19 protein-coding genes are annotated in these 20172 nt (G+C 64.3%); 8 read left to right on the top strand and 11 right to left on the bottom strand.

The features are described 5' to 3' along the window. Positions 1-35: 35 nt before the first annotated feature. The 4 genes from EN874_RS06180 to EN874_RS06165 form a co-directional block, all read right to left on the bottom strand. Positions 36-734, bottom strand: a complete 699-nt coding sequence (locus EN874_RS06180) for an RNA polymerase sigma factor (protein WP_127424456.1) — start codon at positions 732-734, stop codon at positions 36-38. Positions 735-818: 84 nt separating this feature from the next. Continuing rightward, a complete protein-coding gene (locus EN874_RS06175; RefSeq protein WP_127424455.1) occupies positions 819-1904 on the bottom strand; it encodes an HPP family protein in 1086 nt (361 codons plus the stop codon). A 218-nt stretch (positions 1905-2122) separates the two neighbouring features. Continuing rightward, positions 2123-2410: a hypothetical protein gene (locus EN874_RS06170; protein ID WP_127424454.1), complete on the bottom strand. Its 288-nt coding sequence runs from the start codon at positions 2408-2410 to the stop codon at positions 2123-2125. Between the two features lie 161 nt (positions 2411-2571). Continuing rightward, positions 2572-3414 carry an alpha/beta hydrolase gene (locus tag EN874_RS06165; RefSeq protein ID WP_127424453.1) on the bottom strand — a complete coding sequence of 281 codons (843 nt, stop codon included), beginning with the start codon at positions 3412-3414 and terminating at the stop codon, positions 2572-2574. A 313-nt stretch (positions 3415-3727) separates the two neighbouring features. Between EN874_RS06165 and EN874_RS06160 the strand changes: the two genes are divergently transcribed. Beyond that, positions 3728-4351 carry an ABATE domain-containing protein gene (locus EN874_RS06160; protein ID WP_127424452.1) on the top strand — a complete coding sequence of 208 codons (624 nt, stop codon included), beginning with the start codon at positions 3728-3730 and terminating at the stop codon, positions 4349-4351. Between the two features lie 27 nt (positions 4352-4378). Here the strand turns inward: EN874_RS06160 and EN874_RS06155 are convergent, their stop codons facing one another. Further along, the gene (locus tag EN874_RS06155; protein WP_127424451.1) at positions 4379-5551 is read right to left on the bottom strand and encodes a cystathionine beta-lyase; all 1173 of its coding nucleotides are present in this window, start codon (positions 5549-5551) and stop codon (positions 4379-4381) included. Between the two features lie 558 nt (positions 5552-6109). Here EN874_RS06155 and EN874_RS06150 point away from each other — a divergent pair. From EN874_RS06150 to EN874_RS06130, 5 genes are all read left to right on the top strand, one after another. Continuing rightward, positions 6110-7138, top strand: a complete 1029-nt coding sequence (locus EN874_RS06150; RefSeq protein ID WP_127424450.1) for an amino acid ABC transporter substrate-binding protein — start codon at positions 6110-6112, stop codon at positions 7136-7138. Positions 7139-7200: 62 nt separating this feature from the next. Continuing rightward, entirely contained in the window at positions 7201-8388 is a 1188-nt protein-coding gene (locus tag EN874_RS06145) for an amino acid ABC transporter permease (RefSeq protein WP_127424449.1), read from the top strand. A gap of 4 nt (positions 8389-8392) precedes the next feature. Next, the gene (locus tag EN874_RS06140; protein ID WP_127424448.1) at positions 8393-9550 is read left to right on the top strand and encodes an amino acid ABC transporter permease; all 1158 of its coding nucleotides are present in this window, start codon (positions 8393-8395) and stop codon (positions 9548-9550) included. Between the two features lie 14 nt (positions 9551-9564). Then, entirely contained in the window at positions 9565-10368 is an 804-nt protein-coding gene (locus EN874_RS06135) for an amino acid ABC transporter ATP-binding protein (RefSeq protein ID WP_126084530.1), read from the top strand. 103 nt (positions 10369-10471) lie between these two features. Further along, complete coding sequence (locus EN874_RS06130; protein ID WP_127424447.1) at positions 10472-11137, top strand: TIGR02117 family protein; 666 nt, start codon at positions 10472-10474, stop codon at positions 11135-11137. A 97-nt stretch (positions 11138-11234) separates the two neighbouring features. Here EN874_RS06130 and EN874_RS06125 read toward each other — a convergent pair whose 3' ends face one another. Continuing rightward, the gene (locus EN874_RS06125; protein ID WP_127424446.1) at positions 11235-12470 is read right to left on the bottom strand and encodes an FAD-dependent monooxygenase; all 1236 of its coding nucleotides are present in this window, start codon (positions 12468-12470) and stop codon (positions 11235-11237) included. Between the two features lie 29 nt (positions 12471-12499). After that, positions 12500-12745, bottom strand: coding sequence for a zinc-finger domain-containing protein (locus EN874_RS06120; protein WP_126084527.1), 246 nt, complete (start codon positions 12743-12745; stop codon positions 12500-12502). A 240-nt stretch (positions 12746-12985) separates the two neighbouring features. Here EN874_RS06120 and EN874_RS06115 point away from each other — a divergent pair, with 240 nt between their 5' ends. Then, complete coding sequence (locus tag EN874_RS06115) at positions 12986-15181, top strand: RNA degradosome polyphosphate kinase (protein ID WP_127424445.1); 2196 nt, start codon at positions 12986-12988, stop codon at positions 15179-15181. Beyond that, positions 15178-16713: an exopolyphosphatase gene (gene ppx / locus EN874_RS06110; RefSeq protein ID WP_127424444.1), complete on the top strand. Its 1536-nt coding sequence runs from the start codon at positions 15178-15180 to the stop codon at positions 16711-16713. Before EN874_RS06115 ends, ppx begins: the two co-directional genes overlap by 4 nt. Positions 16714-16717: 4 nt before the next feature. On the opposite strand, the gene EN874_RS06105 is transcribed toward ppx, so the two are convergent. From EN874_RS06105 to EN874_RS06090, 4 genes are all read right to left on the bottom strand, one after another. Beyond that, positions 16718-17140, bottom strand: a complete 423-nt coding sequence (locus EN874_RS06105; RefSeq protein ID WP_127424443.1) for a DoxX family protein — start codon at positions 17138-17140, stop codon at positions 16718-16720. Between the two features lie 181 nt (positions 17141-17321). Then, the gene (locus EN874_RS06100) at positions 17322-17744 is read right to left on the bottom strand and encodes a DoxX family protein (protein ID WP_127424442.1); all 423 of its coding nucleotides are present in this window, start codon (positions 17742-17744) and stop codon (positions 17322-17324) included. 205 nt (positions 17745-17949) lie between these two features. Further along, complete coding sequence (gene fumC, locus EN874_RS06095) at positions 17950-19347, bottom strand: class II fumarate hydratase (protein WP_127424441.1); 1398 nt, start codon at positions 19345-19347, stop codon at positions 17950-17952. A gap of 309 nt (positions 19348-19656) precedes the next feature. After that, positions 19657-20139, bottom strand: coding sequence for a cupin domain-containing protein (locus EN874_RS06090; protein WP_127424440.1), 483 nt, complete (start codon positions 20137-20139; stop codon positions 19657-19659). Between the last annotated feature and the right edge of the window lie 33 nt (positions 20140-20172).

The raw sequence follows: 20172 nt of genomic DNA, 5'->3' as shown, positions 1-20172 counted from the left end.
GCGCTGGGGAGCCGGGCACTGGTCCCGTCGACCTATCAGCCCTCGAACCCCAGCCTCTTCATCACCGCTTGCGTCAACTTTTCACACCGGCGCCCGGCGAAAGGAAAGGCGTCGAGCAGCACCGGGCCGATCTCGTCGTCCAGCGCCTTGCGCACCAGCGCGCGTGCCCGGTGCAGCCTGGTCTTCACGGTTTGCGGCCTGACGTTGAGTAGGTCGGCGGTCTCCTCGATGCTCAGGCCCTCGATGACGCGGGCGACGAACACGGTGCGATAGACATCGGGAAGGCTGTCGGTCGCCCGTTCGACAAGCGCCAGGATCTGTCGCTGCGCCATCGTCCGCTCCGGATCGTCGCCAGGGTTCAAGTCGCTTGGGTTCAGGGGAAACCGGATGATCTCAGCCTCCGGGTTTTCGGGCATCGCCGCCATGCGCTTTTTCTTGCGCAGTCGGCCGAGCGCCTCGTTGATGACGATCCGCGACAGCCAGGTGGCCAAGGAAGCATCGCCGCGAAAGGCGTCGAGGCTGGCGAAGGCGCGCATATAGGCCTCCTGTACGACGTCCTCGGCCTCGGCGTCGTTGCGCACCACGCCGCGCGCGATGCGGTAGAGCCGCTGGTTGTGCGTCTTGATGATTGCGCGGAAGGCGCCCGCTTCCCGAGCGAGCGCGCGGCGCACCAGCGCCATGTCGCTGGCCTCCGCCGCCGAAATCGCGGCGGCCTGCAGTGCGGACTTTCTCATCGCGTCCCGATCTCCCGACAAGTTGCATCCGGCAATTGGATGCGCCCGCCGGCAAAAGGTTCCGGGGTCTTCGGCCGCCGAACCCTATGCTACAGCTTTCAACTGCGGGCTGTCTGCAGTCTGAACGCGCGCCGCCGCCGCGAGGAGATCGGTCTGGGTGATGAGGCCGAGGATGTGCCGCTCGGCATCAATGATCACCACCGCGTGGCTGCGGCCGTCGGTCAGCACCGGCAGCAGGCTTATCGCCGGCGCCTCGGGCGAGGCCGTGCCGGCCTTCGACATCACGTCCTTCACCGTGTCGGTCGCTCCCGTCAGCTCGCGCAGGCCGACCGCGCCGACCAGCTTCGCCTCGGCGTCAACCACCGGCAAGGTGCGGATGTTGTGGTCGAGCAGCTGCTTGCTCGCCTCTTCGGCGGTGGCGTGCTCGGGCACCGAGATCACGTCGCGGGACATGATGTCCTGGCAAAGCAGCGTGCGCTGCGCGCGCACCATCGCCTGCAGCTCGACCTGGCGCAGCAGTCTCTCGATGTCGTCGCGGTCGATGTCGAAGGTCTCGTCGAGCGCCGCAAGCGCGGCATCGACATCCTCGGGCCGGAAGCCAACCCGCTCCGCCGGCGGCCGGTCGGCGGTGCCGTGGCTGTTGGCCACGGGCACATGCACGTGCGGATAGTTGCGGCGCGACAGCTTGTGGAACAGGAAGCCGAGCGTGACCAGTATGATCGAGTTCAGCGCCACCGGCACGAACGGAAAGAGGAAGCCGGCGCTGACCACGGCCGGTCCGCCGAGCACGCCGGTGAGCGCGGCGGCACCGCCCGGCGGATGCAGCGAGCGCGTGAACGACATGGCGGCGATCGCGAGTGCCACCGCCAGCCCGGAGGCGATCACCGGGCTGTGCACGTAATGCGCCACCGTCACGCCGACCAGCGCCGAGATGGTGTTGCCGCCGATGATCGACCAGGGCTGCGCCAGCGGGCTCGACGGCACGGCAAAGAGCAGCACCGCCGACGCGCCCATCGGCGCCACCAGCAGCGCCACATGCGGGCCGCTGCCCATCGCGAGCCCGCTGATCACCCCGGTCAGCGCGATGCCGATGGTGGCGCCGATGCAGGCGGCGAGCCGCTCGCGCAGCGTCGCGCCGGCAAGGATCGGAACGAAGAGACGGAACGCCATGGCAAGTCCTGGAACCTGTGCGAATTTGCGGTGCCCGCAATGCCGCCGAAGCGGCCGATTTGGAAGCCAAACCAATCCGTCTATTCGCGGTTGAAGAGAATATTATTGCGCGTCGCCGTCCGGCGGGATGCCGCCAACGGCCTTCGCTTTGTCAATCGCGCCAATGCCTTGCGGCCGTTCGCGGATCTAGGTTCCGCGGCCCGTTATCCGCGACCCGCTTATTTCGCTTGCTTTGCGTGGACGGTGAAACCCAGCTTGCCGAGCACCTTGACGGCACCGCTCCTGCCGCCCTCGAAGTCGCTCGAACCGAGCCGCTCGCTCGTAGCGAACTCATAGGCCGTGCCGAGGATCGCTTTCGGCGGGTAGAGGCGGTTGCCCGCGACCAGCTCGTAGGTCGTGGTGGGCGCAAAGCCGTGCTCGGCGAAGAAGCGCTCGGGCCCCAGCCGGTCATATTCTTCGATCGCGTGCAGAACGTGGGCGCGGGTCACCCTGTCCCAGTCAATCATGTGTGTAGCCTCAAGGGTTCGATCATCGCATTTCAGATAGATTTCGCTTCGCCGCCGTCCATGCGTACAGTCAGCACCACCGAACTCTTTGCCGGCTGGCGCCGGTGACGATGGCGACGGATTTCGCCATGGGAGTTTGTCCTTGATTCTTCGAGGCGGGATCAGCGCAGGAAGTCGTCGATTGCCGCCGCGATTTCCTTGGCATGCGTCTCCAGCGCAAAATGGCCGGTGTCGAAGAAGCGCACGACCGCCTCGGGGATGTCGCGCTTGAACGCCTCGGCACCTGGCGGCAGGAAGAATGCATCGTTCCTGCCCCAGGCCGCCAGGAAGGGCGGCTTGTGGGTGCGGAAATAGGCCTGGAAGGCAGGATAGAGCGCGATGTTGCTTTTGTAGTCGCCGAAGAGGTCCAACTGCACCTCATGCGCGCCCGGCCGGGTGAGATAGAAATTGTCGAGCGAATAGCCGTCGGGAGAGACCGCGTTCTCCGGGGCGCCATGCATGTACTGCCACGCGGTCGCCTCGGGCCTCAGGAAGCCGCGCAGCGCCTCGCGATTGGCCCGCGAGGGGTCCTGCCAATAGGCGCGGATCGGATTCCAGCCGTCGCTCAGGCCTTCCTCATAGGCGTTTCCGTTCTGCGAGATGATCGCGGCAATGCGTTCGGGATGCTTCAGCGCCAGACGGAACCCGGTCGGCGCGCCATAGTCGAAGACATAGAGGGCATAGCGATCAAAGCCGACCACCTCGGTGAAACGGTCGATGATGTCGGCGATATGATCAAATGTGTAGGTGAATGTGCGGGCTTCAGGCATGTCGGAGCGGCCGAAGCCCGGCAGGTCCGGCGCGACGATGTGGAAACGGTCGGCAAGCAGGGGAATGAGATCCCGGAACATATGGCTGGAGCTTGCGAAGCCGTGCAGCAAAAGCAGTTTTGGCGCGCCGGGCTTGCCCGCCTCGCGATAGAAGATGCTGAAGCCGTCGACATCGGCCGTGCGGTAGGCAGTCATCTTTCTCTCCTTGTCTATAACCGAAATATTGGCGAGTGAAGGATTATTCTCGGGTGCCGGACTGACCGGCGACGCTATGCCCGCTCGGCCTCGAGGATGATCTCGACGACCGCATCCGGCGCGCGCCTTTCGATGACATTGCCGCTTCCTTCCGTATCGGGGTCGCTTTGGTCGATAACCTAATTATCCGATACAGAACGGTTATGATTGAAGAAGGTAACTTGTAAACCGTATTTAAACCGGTTATCACAGACTCGTGTTCATGGATGGATGCCCCGCGGCGGACTGCTGCCAGCGTCAGATTGGAGTTGCGATGGACCGCTCACCTGCGCTTTTCGTCGGCGACGCGCTTGGCCTGGATTTCCTCAATTCGATTGCGACGCCCGTCGATACGCCTGTCGACTGGTTGGACGGCGGCGAAGGCTTGCTGGACTGGCTGCGGCAGGCGCGGCTCGTGCCGGCCGAGGTGCTGGAAACTGTCCGAAGAAACGCGCTGCCGGGGGAACTCGACAAGGTCGCCGATCAGGCAAGGCATCTCAGGGAATGGTTCAGAGGCTTTGTCCGCGAGCACAAGGGGCGGGCTCTGGCTGCGGCGGACCTGGCGGAATTGGAGCCGCTCAATCGCTTGCTCGAGCGCGATGAGACGTCGAGCCGGATCACCGCGGTGCACGGTGGCAAAGTCGTGCCATTTGCACTTCAGCCGGTTCGCAGGTGGCGGACGCCCGAGTCCCTCTTGCTGCCGGTCGGGGAGGCTCTGGCCGAGCTTGTCTGCATCGAGGACTTCTCGCATGTGAAGGCCTGCGAGGGTCCGGCCTGCACGCTGCTCTTTGTCGACCATACGCGCGGGCACAGGCGCCGCTGGTGTAGCATGGCGCTATGCGGCAACCGGGCAAAGCAGGCTGCCCACCGGCATCGCCTGAAGGAACATCATCATTAGGCAGGTCGTCCCCGCCGGTTCGGGCCGTTACTCGGCGGCCGCTGCAGCTTCGAGCCCGCGCAAAATGTCGGCCTTGAGGTCCTCGACATCTTCCAGCCCGATCTGCAGGCGGATCAGCGGCCCTTGATAGGAACCCTTGGCGATGGTGCGGTCGCCGAGGAAGACCGGCACGGCAAGGCTCTCATAGCCGCCCCAGGAATAGCCGAGGCCGAAGATCGTCAGCGCATCGAGGAAGGCGTGCTGCGCCTTCTGCCCGCCGCCCTTGAGCACGATCGAGAAGACGCCGCTCGAGCCGCAGAAGTCGCGCTTCCACAGCTGATGGTCGGGGTGGCTTTCCAGCGCCGGATGCAGCACCTGCGCCACGCCCGGCTGCTCCTCCAGCCAGCGCGCGATTTCAAGCGCGCTCTTCTGGTGATGCTCGAGCCTGACCCCCATGGTGCGCAGGCCGCGCAGCACCTGGTAGACGTCGTCGGGCCCGGAACAGCAGCCCAGCGTGCAGAACCCTTCATAGAGCCGCTTCCAATGCGCTTCATTGGCCGAGACCGTGCCGAGCAGCACATCGGAGTGGCCGGCCGGATATTTCGTCGCCGCATGGATCGAGATGTCGACGCCGTGGTCGAGCGGCTTGAAGTAGAGCGGCGTCGCCCAGGTGTTGTCCATCATGACAATGGCGCCCGCGGCATGCGCCGCCTTCACGATGGCGGGGATGTCCTGCACCTCATAGGTGTTCGATCCCGGCGATTCGGTGAACACCACCTTTGTGTTGGGCTTGATTAGCGAGGCGATGCCGGCGCCGACGCGGGGGTCGTAATATTCGATCTCGACGCCGAGGCGCTTCAGCATTGTGTCGGCGAAATTCCGCGTCGGGTGATAGACGGAATCGACGATCAGCAGATGGTCGCCGGCCGAGACGAAGGTAAGCAAGGGAATCGTCACCGCAGCCAGGCCGGACGGCACGGCGATTGTGCCGGCCGAGCCTTCGAGTGCGTCGACGGCGAGCGTGAGCGCATCCATCGTCGGCGTGCCGCGCGTTCCGTAGGTGTATTTCTGGCTGCGCGAGGCCATCGAGGCGGCGTCGGGATAGAGCACCGTCGAGCCATGCACCACCGGCGGATTGACGAAACCGAAATAGTCGCGCGGGTTGTTGCCGGAATGGGCAAGCTGCGTGTTGATGCCGATCTTGCTGCCGTCTGTCGCCATGGTTCGTCGCTCGTCGAGATGTGTCAGGAGCCCAGCCATAGAGCGGTGGACCTGGCCGCGCAACCGCTCCGAATCCGCCAAGCGGCGGTGTTTGGATGGGCCAAATAAGAGGATTGCCGCCCTTATCGTTTGCGCGCCCATTGGCGCTTCCGGCGGATATCTGCCGAACGCAGCCGGTGCGCCTTGCCCCGCCATGAATCGCGCCAGTCCTTCCATCGCCGTCGACAATAGTAATGGCTGGGAATTCTCGTAATGTTCAAAATTTCCGGGGGTTGGGACTTGCCGGTTCCGGTTGCAGCTCTTGACCAATTCGCGGGCGCTTTTGTCTGCAATTCAGGCATTTGCGGCAATCGGTTTTCAAACCCGTCGCAATTCGGTCATTTCCCTTGACCTCACAGGAATAATCGCCTTCGATGCGTTTCGTGAATGGGAGGCAGCGCATCGGCTAACGATGCGGGTCCGGGAGCGGACCCAAATGGGAGCTGCATTCACACACGGAAAAAGATCAGGGCTGCCTGGGAAGCAGGGGCGCCTGTAACAGAAAAGGGTCTGTGGGTCATGAAACATATTGCATTGGGTATCCTTGGCGCCGCCGCGCTCGGGTTCACGGCGTCAGCCGCTACGGCCGGCACGCTCGATACCGTGAAGCAGAAGGGCTTCATCCAGTGCGGCGTCTCGACCGGCCTTGCCGGCTTCTCGGCGCCGGACGACAAGGGCGACTGGAAGGGCATCGATGCGGATTTCTGCCGCGCCGTCGCGGCCGCCGTCTTCGGTGACGGCTCCAAGGTCAAGTTCACGCCGCTCAGCGCCAAGGAGCGCTTCACCGCCCTGCAGTCGGGCGAGATCGACATCCTGTCGCGCAACACCACCTGGACGAGCAACCGCGACAGCGCGCTCGGCCTGGATTTCGTCGGCGTCACCTACTATGACGGCCAGGGCTTCATGATCAACGCCAAGAAGCTGCCGGGCGTGAACTCGGCGCTGCAGCTTTCGGGCGCCGCCGTCTGCGTGCAGAGCGGCACCACGACGGAGCTCAACCTCGCCGACTACTTCAAGAAGAACAAGATGGAGTACAATCCCGTCGTGTTCGAGAAGCTGGACGAGGTCAACGCTGCCTACGATTCCGGCCGCTGTGACGCCTACACCACCGACCAGTCCGGCCTGTATGGCATCCGCCTGACGCTCTCCTCGCCGGCCGACCACGTGGTGCTGCCCGAGATCATTTCCAAGGAGCCGCTCGGCCCGGCCGTGCGCCAGGGCGACGACCAGTGGGCCCATATCGCGCGGTGGACGTATTTCGCGCTGCTCAACGCCGAGGAAGCCGGCATCACGCAGGCCAATGTCGACGAGATGAAGTCGTCCACCGACCCGAACATCCAGCGCCTCCTTGGCACTGAGCCCGACGGCAAGTACGGCGCCGATCTCGGCCTCTCCAACGACTGGGTCGTCAACATCATCAAGGCTGTCGGCAACTATGGCGAAATGTTCGAGCGCAATGTCGGCTCGGGCAGCCCGCTCAAGATCGCGCGCGGCATCAACGCTCTGTGGACCAAGGGCGGCCTGCAATATGGTCCGCCGGTTCGCTGATTGAAACGTGATCCGGGGGGCAGACAGTCTGCCTCCCGGCTTCTCTTTCCAGGGGATCGTTCATGGCTTCGCAGGAAATCCTTCGTGAGGAGCCGAGTCGCGGCTCCTTCATCAATGACCCGAAAATACGCGCCCTGTTCTTTCAGACGCTGGTGGTGATCCTCCTGTTCGGCTCGGTCTGGTGGATCGTCCATAACGTTATCGAGAACCTCCAGCGCCTTCACATCGCTTCCGGCTTCGGCTTCCTGAGGGGCAGGGCCGGCTTCGACATCTCGGACACGCCGATCGCCTACACCTCCGATTCGACCTACGGCCGTGCCATCCTCGTAGGCCTCGTCAACACGATCATCGTGGCCATCGCCGGCATCATCACCGCGACCATCATCGGGTTCGTCATCGGCGTCGGCCGCCTGTCTCATAACTGGCTGATCCGCAAGATTTGCACGGTCTACGTGGAAATCTTCCGCAACATCCCGCCGCTGCTGGTCATCTTCTTCTGGTATTCGGGCGTGCTCGCGGTGCTGCCGCCGCCGCGCGAGAGCTATCACCTGCCGTTCGGTTCGTTCCTTAACCAGCGCGGCTTCTACTTCCCGAGCGCCGTCTGGGGCGACGGCTCCTGGCTAATTCTGGTCGCTTTCGTGGTGGCGCTCGCCATGGCGTGGTTCGTCGCGCACCGGGCGCGCCAGCGGCAGATGGCGACCGGTCAGCAGTTTCCGGTGTTGTGGACATCGGTCGCGCTGATCGTCGGTCTGCCCGTGCTCGCCTTCCTGCTTGCCGGCATGCCGCTCACATTCGATTTCCCGAAGCAGTCGACCTTCAATCTCACCGGCGGCTTCCAGGTCAAACCCGAATTCCTGTCGCTCTACCTGGCTTTGTCCTGCTACACGGCGGCCTTCATCGCCGAGATCGTGCGCGCCGGTATCAAAGGCGTCAGCAAAGGCCAGAGCGAGGCCGCGGGCGCGCTTGGCCTGCGTTCCGGTCCGATCCTGCGCCTGGTGGTGATCCCGCAGGCGATGCGCATCATCATCCCGCCGCTGACCAGCCAGTATCTGAACCTGACCAAGAACTCGTCGCTGGCGATCGCCATCGGCTATCCCGATCTCACCGCCGTCGCTGGCACGGTGCTCAACCAGACGGGGCAGGCGGTCGAGGGCGTGTTCATCATGATGATCGCCTATTTGGTGCTGAGCCTCATCACCTCCGCGGTGATGAACGTCGTCAACGCCAGAATGGCGCTGGTGGAGAGGTAGAGCCATGCAGGAGCACGACTTGTCCTGGGTGCGCACCGAGATGGCGCTGGCGCAGCCGGCGCCGCCCACCGAACGCGGCGCCTATGCCTGGGTGCGCAAGAACCTCGTCGGTTCGGTCGGCGATGCCATCCTCACCATCCTCGGCATCGCCATCGTTGCCTGGATCCTGCCGCAGGTCCTCAACTGGGCCTTCATCAACGCGCAGTGGACCGGGCCGGATCGCACGGTTTGCACCACCGCCTCCCAGGGCGGCATTCAGCCCGACGGCTGGACCGGCGCCTGCTGGGCCTTCGTCAACGCCAAGTTCGGTCAATTCATGTTCGGCACCTATCCGGTCGAGGAGCGCTGGCGGCCCATCGTGGTCGCCATCCTGTTCGTGGCGCTTTTGGCGCCGATGCTGATCCCGCGCGTGCCGCGCAAGGGGTTGAACGCCATCCTGCTCTTTCTGGCGCTGCCTGTGGTCGCCTTCTTCCTGCTGACTGGCGGCGTTTTCGGGTTGCCGGCTGTCGAGACGTCACGCTGGGGCGGGCTGCTGGTCACGCTCAGCCTCTCCTTCGTCGGCATCGCGGTGTCGCTGCCGCTCGGCGTGGTCCTGGCGCTCGGCCGACGCTCCAAGATGCCGATCATCAAATGGCTTTGCGTCGTCTTCATCGAAACGGTGCGCGGCATCCCGCTGATCACCGTGCTTTTCTTCGCCAGCGTCATGCTGCCGTTGTTTCTCCCGGCGGGCGTCACTTTCGACAAGTTTCTTAGGGCGCTGATCGGCGTGTCGCTGTTTGCCGCCGCCTATATGGCGGAGGTGGTGCGCGGCGGCCTTCAGGCGATCCCGAAGGGCCAATATGAAGGCGCCGATTCGCTCGGCCTCGGCTATTGGCAGAAGATGGGGCTGATCGTATTGCCGCAGGCCCTGAAGCTGGTCATTCCCGGCATCGTCAACACCTTCATCGGCATGTTCAAGGACACCAGCCTGGTGCTGATCATCTCGATGTTCGACCTGCTCGGCGTGGTCAAGCAGAACTTCGCCGACCCCAACTGGGCGACGCCGCAAACCGCGAAATCCGGTCTTGTCTTCGCGGCCTTCGTGTTCTGGCTGTTCTGCTTCGGCATGTCGCGCTATTCAATGTACACTGAACGCCGGCTCGACACCGGCTACAAACGATAAAAGGGGAATTGGCCATGAGCACCGAAAACGCCGTCAGCGCGGAAGACATCAAGGTCGATGCCAAGAAGATGCATGTCTCGACCACCGATGTCGCCATCGACATCGTCGGCATGCACAAATGGTACGGCGAGTTCCATGTGCTGAAGGACATCAACCTCAAGGTGATGCGCGGCGAGCGCATCGTCATCTGCGGTCCGTCCGGCTCGGGCAAGTCGACCATGATCCGCTGCATCAACCGGCTGGAAGAGCACCAGAAGGGCAAGATCATCGTCGACGGCAAGGAACTCACCAACGATCTGAAGAAGATCGACGAGGTGCGCCGCGAGGTCGGCATGGTGTTCCAGCACTTCAACCTCTTCCCGCACCTCACCATCCTGGAGAACTGCACGCTGGCGCCGATCTGGGTGCGTAAGACGCCCAAGAAGCAAGCCGAGGAGATCGCCATGCATTTCCTCAAGCGCGTCAAGATCCCGGAACAGGCCAACAAATATCCGGGACAGCTCTCCGGCGGCCAGCAGCAGCGCGTGGCGATCGCGCGCTCGCTGTGCATGAACCCGCGCATCATGCTGTTCGACGAGCCGACCTCGGCGCTTGACCCCGAAATGATCAAGGAAGTGCTGGAGACGATGGTCGGCCTCGCCGAAGAAGGAATGACCATGCTTTGCGTCACCCACGAGATGGGCTTTGCCCGCAAGGTCGCCAACCGGGTGATCTTCATGGACCAGGGCCAGATCGTCGAGCAGAACACGCCGGCCGAGTTCTTCGACCATCCGCGCCACGAGCGCACGAAACTGTTCCTGTCGCAGATCCTGCACTGAGCGGATCGGACACCCATTTGCGAAGCCCGGCCGCGAAACGGCCGGGCTTTTCTGTTGTTCGGGGCGATCGACTGGCTCGATTGAACGAGGGCGCCGCATCTTGATGAGAAAGCTCCAGCGTTTCCCGGCCATGCTGGGCGTCGCGGCGGTGCTTGCCGCGATGCTCGGCACGCTGGTGCCGCGTCCGCTCTGGCCGGCGGCTGCCGCGGGTGAGGGCACCCGTCACATACTGGTGCTGAGTAACCCGATCCACACCGACATCGCGATACCGGTCGACGACGGCGTGCGCCGGCGCTTCCATTTCCTCGCCGATGCCGGCCTGCCGGTCGATGCACCGGAGGCGCGCTACGTCGTCTTCGGCTGGGGCGGTCGCGCCTTCTATCTGGAGACGCCGACCTGGTCGGATTTGAAGGCCGCGCCTGTCTTCAAGGCGCTGACGCTCGATGCCTCGGTGATGCATGTCGATGTCGCCGGTGCGATTGCCGAGCCGCACCCGGACGTCGCCGGTTTCGACGTCGACGAGCAGCATTTCTTCGCACTTCTAGACTATATCGCCGCGAGCTTCCGACAGGGCTCGAACGGGCCGATGCTCATCGACAATGCCGGCTATTCCAGCTTCGACCGCTTCTACGAAGCCAAGGGCCATTTCAACGCGCTAGTCGGCTGCAACACCTGGACGGCGGCCGGCTTGCGCGTTGCCGGCCTGCGCACCGGCTGGTGGAACCCGCTGCCGGTGTCGCTGGGGTGGTCGTTGGAGTTGCATAATTGAGAGCTGGCGGCCAGGACGGGAAAACGGCGAGCGCCTCGTTCCTTCGCGCCCCCCTTTGTCCCGCCAGCCTATCCAACTTTCTCGCCCGTCAGACGTCCTACCGTCTCACAACCTTGCTCTCCTCCCACCCATACAGCCAGTCCAGATCCGCCGCGAGCTTCTCCGCCGGCCGCGTCGCCAGCACCAGGTTGCGCGCGATGGCCACCGGACCCCAGGCATGCCACGCCAGCCGGTTGAGCGCGCCGCGCCTGAGCACCGCTTCGACGCGCGGTCGCCTCAGGTTTTCCCAGACGGTGAGGCTTTGCTTCACATCGCCGGGGAAGTCGGCGACCAGATTGGCGAGCATCGAGGCGTCTTCAATTCCCATCGCCGCGCCTTGAGCCGCGAACGGCGTCATGGCATGCGCGGCGTCGCCGATCAGCGCGATTCCCTCCGGCATCGTCCAGCGTCGCTGTTCGACGGTGTGGATCGGAAACGCCGTCCATGGCCCGGCCAAGGCGACAAGCCTCGCCAGTTCGGGCGACGTGCCGCGCATGGCTTTCGCGAGAATTGCGGGATCGGCATGGCCGGACCAGCCTTCGGCGATGCGTTCGCCCTTGGTGAAGGCGGCGAGGTTGAAGGCGCTGCCCTTGCTCACCGCATAGGCGACCATATGGAAGCCGGGATGGAGGAATGTGGTGACGCAGGCGGCGGCGCCGATCGCCGCAAAGGTCTGTCCGGCGGCGCTTTCGGCCGCCACCGTGGCGCGCCAGGCCAACTCGCCGGAGAACCGGCTTCTCGTGAAAGCGGGATCCTTGCCGGCAAGCTGTGACCTGACCGACGACCATACGCCGTCGGCGCCCACCAAAAGGCCTGTGGCAACCTCCGCGCCGCCGCCGTCTCCTTGCGCCGTGACGACGATATTTTGCGGTGCCACCGCGATGCCTGTAACCCGCGCGCCGGTGACAAGCTGGATCTCGGGACGCTCCGCGATCCGCGCCGTCAGGGCCGCTTGCAGGTCGGCGCGATGCGCCACCAGATAGGGCGCGCCCCAACGCCGTTCGCCGGCCTGACCCAGCGGCACGCGCGCCAGCTCGCGCAAGGTTGCGGCGTCCTTCAGCACCACCGCTTCCGGCCTGACCGCGCTCAGCCGCAACCGGTCGAGCGCGCCAAGCCGGCGCAGGATGCGCGTCGCGTTGGGAGAAAGCTGGAGCCCGGCGCCCGCCGCTTCGAGTTGCCTGGCCTGTTCCAGGACCGTGACGGCATGGCCGAGCTCGGCAAAGGCCAATGCCGCGGTCAGCCCGGCGATGCCGGCCCCGGCGATGACGACCTGCCGGGACCGCGCCTCATTCATGGTCTAGCAGTCAACCAGGCGAAGCGGGATCAGGCGGCCTGGTCGATAAAGAGGCAGCCGGCAGGCTCGGTTTCCGTCGCCTTCAGCTTGGCCGAATAGCGGTAGAGCGTCGAGCAATAGGGGCAGACCTTCTCGTTGTCGTCGCCCATGTCGAGGAACACATGCGGATGATCGAAGGGCGGATTGGCGCCGGTGCACATGAATTCCTTCACGCCGATATCGATCGCCGGATGGCCCGCGTCGTTCTGGAAATGGGGAATGGTACCGCCTGCCATCGTCGTCTCCTTCAGTTCGGCCCGTTTGCATCTGGATCATAACCGGGCAGTTTGCAAGATCGATGAAATGAAACTGTCGCAAAAGGCTGGCAGAGGATAAGTTGAGCCGGTTAAACGCATGACCTTGGGAATCGGAGCGATTCCGTGACCGATCATGCGTCACAAAAGCGTGTTAGAGCGTCGATCATGCGCGCCCTGCGGTGTATGGCGCTCAAAGAGAAAGGTTGCGGACGAGGAACCATGAGCGAACTGAGGCCGGTGCAGAGCGAGTTCATCAGCGTCGAGGCGGCGAGCCCCGAGGGCGGCAATCCCGACCGTTTCGTCAATCGCGAATTCTCCTGGCTGCAGTTCAACCGTCGGGTGCTGGAGGAATCGCTGAACGAGCACCATCCGCTGCTCGAGCGTGTCCGCTTCCTGTCTATTTCGGCCGCCAATCTCGACGAGTTCTTCATGGTCCGCGTCGCCGGCCTCGCCGGCCAGGTCCGCGAGGGCATCGCGCTGAAGAGCCCGGACGGCCGCACGCCCGAGCAGCAGCTCGAGCAGTTGCTGCGCGAGGTCGAGCGCCTGCAGGAGGACCAGCAGAAGAGCCTGTCGACGCTGATGGAGCTGCTCAACAAGGAAGGCATCGAAAGCATCACCCGCGATGGCCTGACCAAGGACGAGAAGGCTTGGCTGGAGGAGCATTTCCAGGAGCAGGTTTTCCCGGTGCTGACGCCGCTGTCGATCGATCCGGCGCACCCGTTCCCGTTCATCCCCAATCTCGGTTTCTCGATGGCGCTGCAACTGCGCCACCGCAAGAACGGCGAGGAGATGAGCGCGCTGCTGCGCCTGCCGGTGGCGCTGCGGCGCTTCATCCGACTGCCCGACCGCAAGCATCTTGTGCGCTTCATCCCGCTGGAGGAAGCGGTCGGCCTCTATATCGGCAAGCTTTTCCCGGGATACGAGGTCAAGGGCTCGGGCACGTTCCGCATCATCCGCGACAGCGATATCGAGGTGGAAGAAGAGTCGGAAGACCTCGTGCGCCTGTTCGAGACGGCGCTGAAGCGCCGCCGCCGCGGCTCCGTCATCCGCATCGAATTCGACACGCTGATGCCCGCCGAGCTGCGCGACTTCGTTGCCGGCGAGCTCGGCGTCTCGTCGAGCCGCATCAGCGTGCTCACCGGCCCGCTGGCGCTCAACCAGATTTCCGAGATCGTCGCCATCCCGCGCGACGACCTCAAATTCACGCCCTACAATCCGCGCTTTCCCGAGCGCATCCGCGAGCATGGCGGCGACTGCCTGGCCGCCATCCGCGAGAAGGACATCATCGTCCACCACCCCTACGAATCTTTCGACGTGGTGGTGCAGTTCCTGCGCCAGGCGGCGGCCGATCCGGAAGTCGTCGCCATCAAGCAGACGCTCTACCGCACCTCGAACGACAGCCCGATCGTGCGTGCTCTGATCGACGCGGCCGAGGCCGGCAAGTCGGTCACCGCGCTTGTCGAGCTCAAGGCGCGTTTCGACGAAGAGGCCAATATCCGCTGGGCGCGCGACCTCGAGCGCGCCGGCGTCCAGGTCGTGTTCGGCTTCCTGGAATTGAAGACCCACGCCAAGATGTCGCTGGTGGTGCGCCGCGAGGACGGCAGGCTGCGCAACTACGTGCATCTCGGCACCGGCAACTACCATCCGGTCACCGCGCGCATCTACACCGACCTGTCCTTCTTCACCACCGACCCGACGATCGCGCGCGACGTCGCGCAGGTCTTCAACTTCATCACCGGCTATGCCGAACCGGCCGAGGAGATGCGGCTTGCCGTGTCGCCCTTTACCTTGCGCAACCGCATCCTGAAGCACGTCGGCGAAGAGATCGTCCATGCGCGCGAGGGCCGGCCGGCCCGCATCTGGATGAAGATGAACGCGCTGGTCGACCCGACTATCATCGACGCGCTCTATGACGCCAGCCGTGCCGGCGTCGAGGTCGATCTCGTCGTGCGCGGCATCTGTTGCCTGAGGCCGCAGGTGCCGGGTCTGTCCGAGAACATCAGGGTGAAGTCGATCGTCGGTCGCTTCCTCGAGCACAGCCGTATCTTCTGTTTCGGCAACGGCCACGGGCTGCCGTCCGACGAGGCGATCGTCTATATCTCGTCCGCCGACTTGATGCCGCGCAATCTCGACCGCCGTGTCGAGACGCTGGTGCCGATCACCACTCCAACTGTGCATGAACAGGTGCTTGGCCAGATCATGCTCGGCAACGTCATGGACAACCAGCAAAGTTTCGACGTATTGGCTGACGGCACCTCCCGGCGCGTCGCGCTGGATGAGGGCGAGGAACCGTTCAACGCGCAGGAATATTTCATGACCAATCCGAGCCTTTCCGGACGGGGTGACGCGCTGAAATCGCATGCGCCAAGGCGCATTGCCCAGTTCAAGCGCCGCAAGAAGAACGGCGCCGCGTGATTTCAATTTCCCAGGGCCGGCTCCAGGACCGGCGGCCGCTGTCGATCATCGACATCGGATCGAACTCGATCCGCCTCGTCGTCTATGAGGGCCTGGCGCGCTCGCCGACGCTTTTGTTCAACGAGAAGATGTTGGCCGGCCTCGGCCGCGGCATCGTTTCGACAGGCAAGCTCGATCCCGAGGCGGTGACGCGCTCGATGGAGGAGTTCCGCCGTTTCCGCGCGCTTTCGGATCAAGCCGGCGCCGAGCATATGTATGTGCTGGCAACCGCGGCCGCCCGCGAGGCGGTCAACGGCCCGGATTTCATTCACCGCGCCGAGGATGTGCTGAAGACCGAGATCCGGGTGCTCTCCGGCCGGCAGGAGGCGCATTACTCGGCGCTCGGCGTCATCTCAGGCTTCCACCCGGCCAACGGCATCGCAGGCGACCTTGGCGGCGGCAGCCTGGAACTCATCGACATCAATGGCGAAACGATCGGCGACGGCATCACGCTGCCGCTCGGCGGCCTGCGCCTGCAGGACATGGCGAAGAACTCGCTCGTCCAGGCGCAGAAGATCGCGCGCCAGGAACTGGCGCGGGCGAAGCTCTTGAAGGGCGGGCAGGGCAGGGTCTTCTACGCCGTCGGCGGCACCTGGCGAAATCTCGCCCGGCTGCACATGGAGATGAACAATTATCCGCTCGGCGTCATGCATCATTACGAGATCGCCGCCGACAGCACCCAGACCTTCCTCAGGCAGGTGGCCAAGGGCGAAGTCGAGAAGGTCAAGGGCATCGAAGGCGTTTCCAAGAACCGCCGCTCGCTGCTGCCCTACGGCGCCGTCGTGCTGCAGGAGATCATGGCGGCGATGCAGCCGTCGAAGATCGTTGTCTCGGCGCAGGGCGTGCGCGAAGGCTTCCTCTATTCCCTGCTCGACGCGGCCGAGCAGAGGGCCGATCCGCTAATCTCGGCGGCGGAAGAGCTGGCGCTCCTGCGCTCGCGCTCGGTCCACCACGCGCATGATCTCGTCGAATGGACCGGCAAGGCTTTCAAGGCCTTCGGCATCGATGAGACGGTGGACGAAGCACGCTACCGCCACGCCGCCTGCCTGCTCGCCGATATCGGCTGGCGCGCGCACCCCGAATATCGCGGCCGGCAGTCGCTCAACATCATCGCGCACGCCTCCTTCATCGGCGTCGATCATCCCGGCCGCGCCTATCTGGCTTTGGCCAGCGCCTACCGCCATGACGGCATCTTCAACGACGGCATCGCGCCCGAGATCAAGGCGCTGGCGCCGCCGCGCATCCTCGAGCGCGCTCGCGTGCTGGCTGCGATGATGCGCGTCGTCTACCTGATGACGGCGGCGATGCCCGGCGTGATGCCGAGGCTGAAATGGGAAAACCGCGGCAACGGCGCGCTGGCGCTGGTGCTGCCGGCTTCGCTTTCCGATCTCTATGGCGAGCGCCCGGCCGGCCGCCTGGCGCAACTGGCGCGCATCACCAACCGCCGCCTGGTGCTGGCGGTCGAGGGCGGGCCAAGCGTTTCGGTAAAATAGCGGATCACGTCACCTCGGCGCCGATTCCGAAGCTGCGGCCATCCGCCGACCAGGCGCCGGCGCCGGCCATCGCGAGCGCCAGGAAGCCGCCGGCAATGGCAATGTCCTTCATCAGCATCTGCTGGTGCATGAAAGCGAGCGTGGCGTCGTCGGCGCCTTGGCCGTAATGGCCGATGAAACCGGCGACGATGGAGAAGGCGGCAAGCAGAAGCGCTGCGATCCGCGTCTGGAAGCCGACCAGGATCAGCAGTCCGGCGATCAACTCGAACAGGCCGGTGCCCCAAGCGGCAAGTGTCGGCAGCGGCAGGCCGAGGCCGGCGAAATAGCTGGTCGTGCCGGCGATGTTGGCGAGCGCCTGAAAGCCCGAGGGCACGAACAGCGCGGCAAACAGCAGCCGCGAGATAAGAAGCAGTGCATTGCGAAACATTGCAGCCTCCCTTGCAGGCATTCCTTTCGGAATTGCGCCCGCCTTTGCAGTTTACGCCAGCCGTCGAGAAAACGAAAAAGCGGCGCGGAAAATTCCGCGCCGCTTTTCATTCAGGCCTGGGAGGAAAGGCCGGGAACAATTCCGGGAAACTATTTTCGCCGGGAATTGCGTCAAGCAAAGATCAGCCGCGCTTGGCGTCGATCGAGTAGGCGCCGGCGCCGGAGGAGGCGAGCAGGATGAAGCCGCCGGTGATGGCCAGGTTCTTCAGGAACTGGATCATCTGCATCTGATCGGCCCAGCCGGTGTGAGCAACCAGCCCGGTGGCGATCGTGAAGATGGCGAGCACCCAGGCGGCGATGCGCGTCTGGAAGCCGACGAGAATGGCGAGGCCGCCGAGCAGCTCAATCAGGCCGACGACAACGGCCGTCGCGGTCGGCGCGGGCAGGCCGAGGGCGCCGAAGTAGCCGGCGGTGCCGGAAATGGCGGTGAGCTTGCCGAACCCGGACAGCAGGAAGATGACCGCAAGCAGGATGCGGCCGAGCAGGATGGTGGTGGAATTGTTCGATGCGGCGCCGGCACCGGCGGCGGAAGTGTTGATGGACATGGCGAGTCTCCGAGTGGGTTGAATGTCCAGTCAGATAGACGATGAAGACTGTTCACCAAAGCTGTCTATGCGGCGACACATTGTTCACAGGTTCTATGTTCCTGTGATCGCCCGGTTGGCGCGAAATTGATGTCGCAATGTTCGATGGCGGGAGCAAATTGTCCCGCCGCCAAATGCTTCACAGCCCAAGGATACGAACCAGCGCTTACCCCGGATGCGTCATATCCTCGGGCCGCACCAGCCGGTCGTAGTCGGCTTCGCTGACCAGCCCGGTGGCCAAAGCTTCCTCGCGCAGCGTGGTGCCGTTCTTATGCGCGGTCTTGGCGATCTTGGCGGCGTTGTCGTAGCCGATGGTGGGGGCGAGCGCCGTCACCAGCATCAGCGAACGCTCTAGCGCCGCCTTGATGTTGTCCTCGCGCGCCTCGATGCCAACGACGCAATTGTCGGTGAAGGAGACGGAGGCGTCGGCGAGCAGCTGCACCGACTGCAGGAAGTTGTAGGCCATCAGCGGGTTGTAGACGTTGAGCTCGAAATGGCCCTGGCTGCCGGCGAAGGTGAGCGCGGCGTTGTTGCCGAACACCTGCACGCAGACCTGCGTCAGCGCCTCGCATTGGGTCGGGTTGACCTTGCCAGGCATGATAGAGGAGCCCGGCTCGTTTTCCGGCAGCGACAGCTCGCCAAGACCGGAGCGCGGGCCGGAGCCCAGCAGGCGGATGTCGTTGGCGACCTTGAACAGCGCAGCCGCCGCCGCGTTGATCGCGCCATGCGAGAACACCATGGAATCATGCGCCGCCAACGCCTCGAATTTGTTCGGCGCCGTCACGAAGGAAATGCCGGTGATGGCAGCGATGCGGTCCGCTACCTTTTCCGCAAAACCCACCGGCGCGTTGAGGCCGGTGCCGACCGCGGTGCCGCCCTGCGCCAGCTCCTGCAGGCCTGGCAGCGTCTGCTCGATGCGCTTGATCGAAGACGCGACCTGGGCGGCATAGCCGGAAAACTCCTGGCCGAGCGTCAGCGGGGTGGCGTCTTGCGTGTGGGTGCGGCCGATCTTGATGATGTGGTTGAAGGCGCGGGCCTTGGCGTCGAGCGCCTTGTGCAGGTGATGGAGCGCTGGGATCAGATGATGCGCGACCCGCTCGGCGCAGGCTATGTGCATGGCCGTCGGATAGGTGTCGTTCGACGACTGGCTCATATTGACGTGGTCGTTGGGATGCACCGGCTTCTTGGAGCCCATCACGCCGCCGAGCATCTCGATCGCCCGGTTCGAAATCACCTCGTTGGCGTTCATGTTGGACTGCGTGCCCGAGCCCGTCTGCCAGACGACCAGCGGGAAATGGTCGTTGAGCTTGCCGTCGATCACTTCCTGCGCGGCGTCCACGATCGCCTTGCCGATGGTGGGATCGAGCCGCTTCATCTCCATGTTCACTTCGGCCGCCGCGCGCTTGACGACACCCAGAGCGCGCACGATCGAGGCCGGCTGCTTTTCCCAACCGATCTTGAAATTGCCCAGCGAACGCTGCGCCTGCGCGCCCCAATAGCGGTCGGCCGCCACCTCTATGGGACCGAACGTATCGGTCTCGGTTCTGGTCTTTGCAGCGCTCACGGCAAGTCTCCGGTCTGTCGATTTGCGCAAGGGCGTATCGCGTTGCACAAATGGCATCAAGCGGAGATTGCGGGCGGGCAGGATGCAAATCGTTTGAAGGGCAGCTGATCTCCCCCCTTGTGAGGGAGATGCCCGGCAGGGCAGAGGGGGGCGCGAAGGATCGCGGCGTCTGGAAGGCGAGGTTACGGATCACGCCGGCTCGGGATTGCGCATCAACAATCCTTTCGGCTGCGTTCGAACAGGAGCGGAAGGCTGGCGGGACAGCGCCCCCCTCTGGCCTGCCGGCCATCTCCCCCACAAGGGGGGAGATCAGCCACCCATCGGCGCTCCAACGATATCGATGCCGTTCTCCGCGCACAGCCTTGTCAGCGTCTCAATCATCTCCGGCGTCGGCGCCGCCGCCGGTGGCAGGTCCGGCCGCTCGGCGGGCCGACTTGCCTTGCGCACCATCGTCTCGAAATCCGAACCGCGCGTGACGGTGAGCGTGCGCGCGCCTTCCGGGGATTCGACTTTGAATGTATGCGGCAGGCCTTTCGGCGCGATGACGGTCTCCCCGGCACCGACGATCCGCTCCTGGCCGTTGATCTGGAAACGCATTTGTCCCTCGAGGATGTGGAACACCTCGTCCTCGTTGCGGTGCACATGCAGCGGCGGGGAATCGCCATGGGGCAGGCGATGCTCGATGACGCAGATGCCGTCCTCGCCGTCAGCCGACGACATCTGGATGGCGACGAGCGTGTTGTTGAACCAAAGGAGTTCCTTGCCTGCGATTGCGGTGTTGATCATTGTCATCACTGCTCTTCCTTTGTTGGGTGCGCCGACGAA

Source organism: Mesorhizobium sp. M1D.F.Ca.ET.231.01.1.1 (genome assembly GCF_003999155.2).
Classification (GTDB): Bacteria; Pseudomonadota; Alphaproteobacteria; order Rhizobiales; family Rhizobiaceae; genus Mesorhizobium.
The sequence above is the reverse complement of the archived record's forward strand: the minus strand, read 5'-3'. Positions and strand labels throughout refer to the sequence as shown.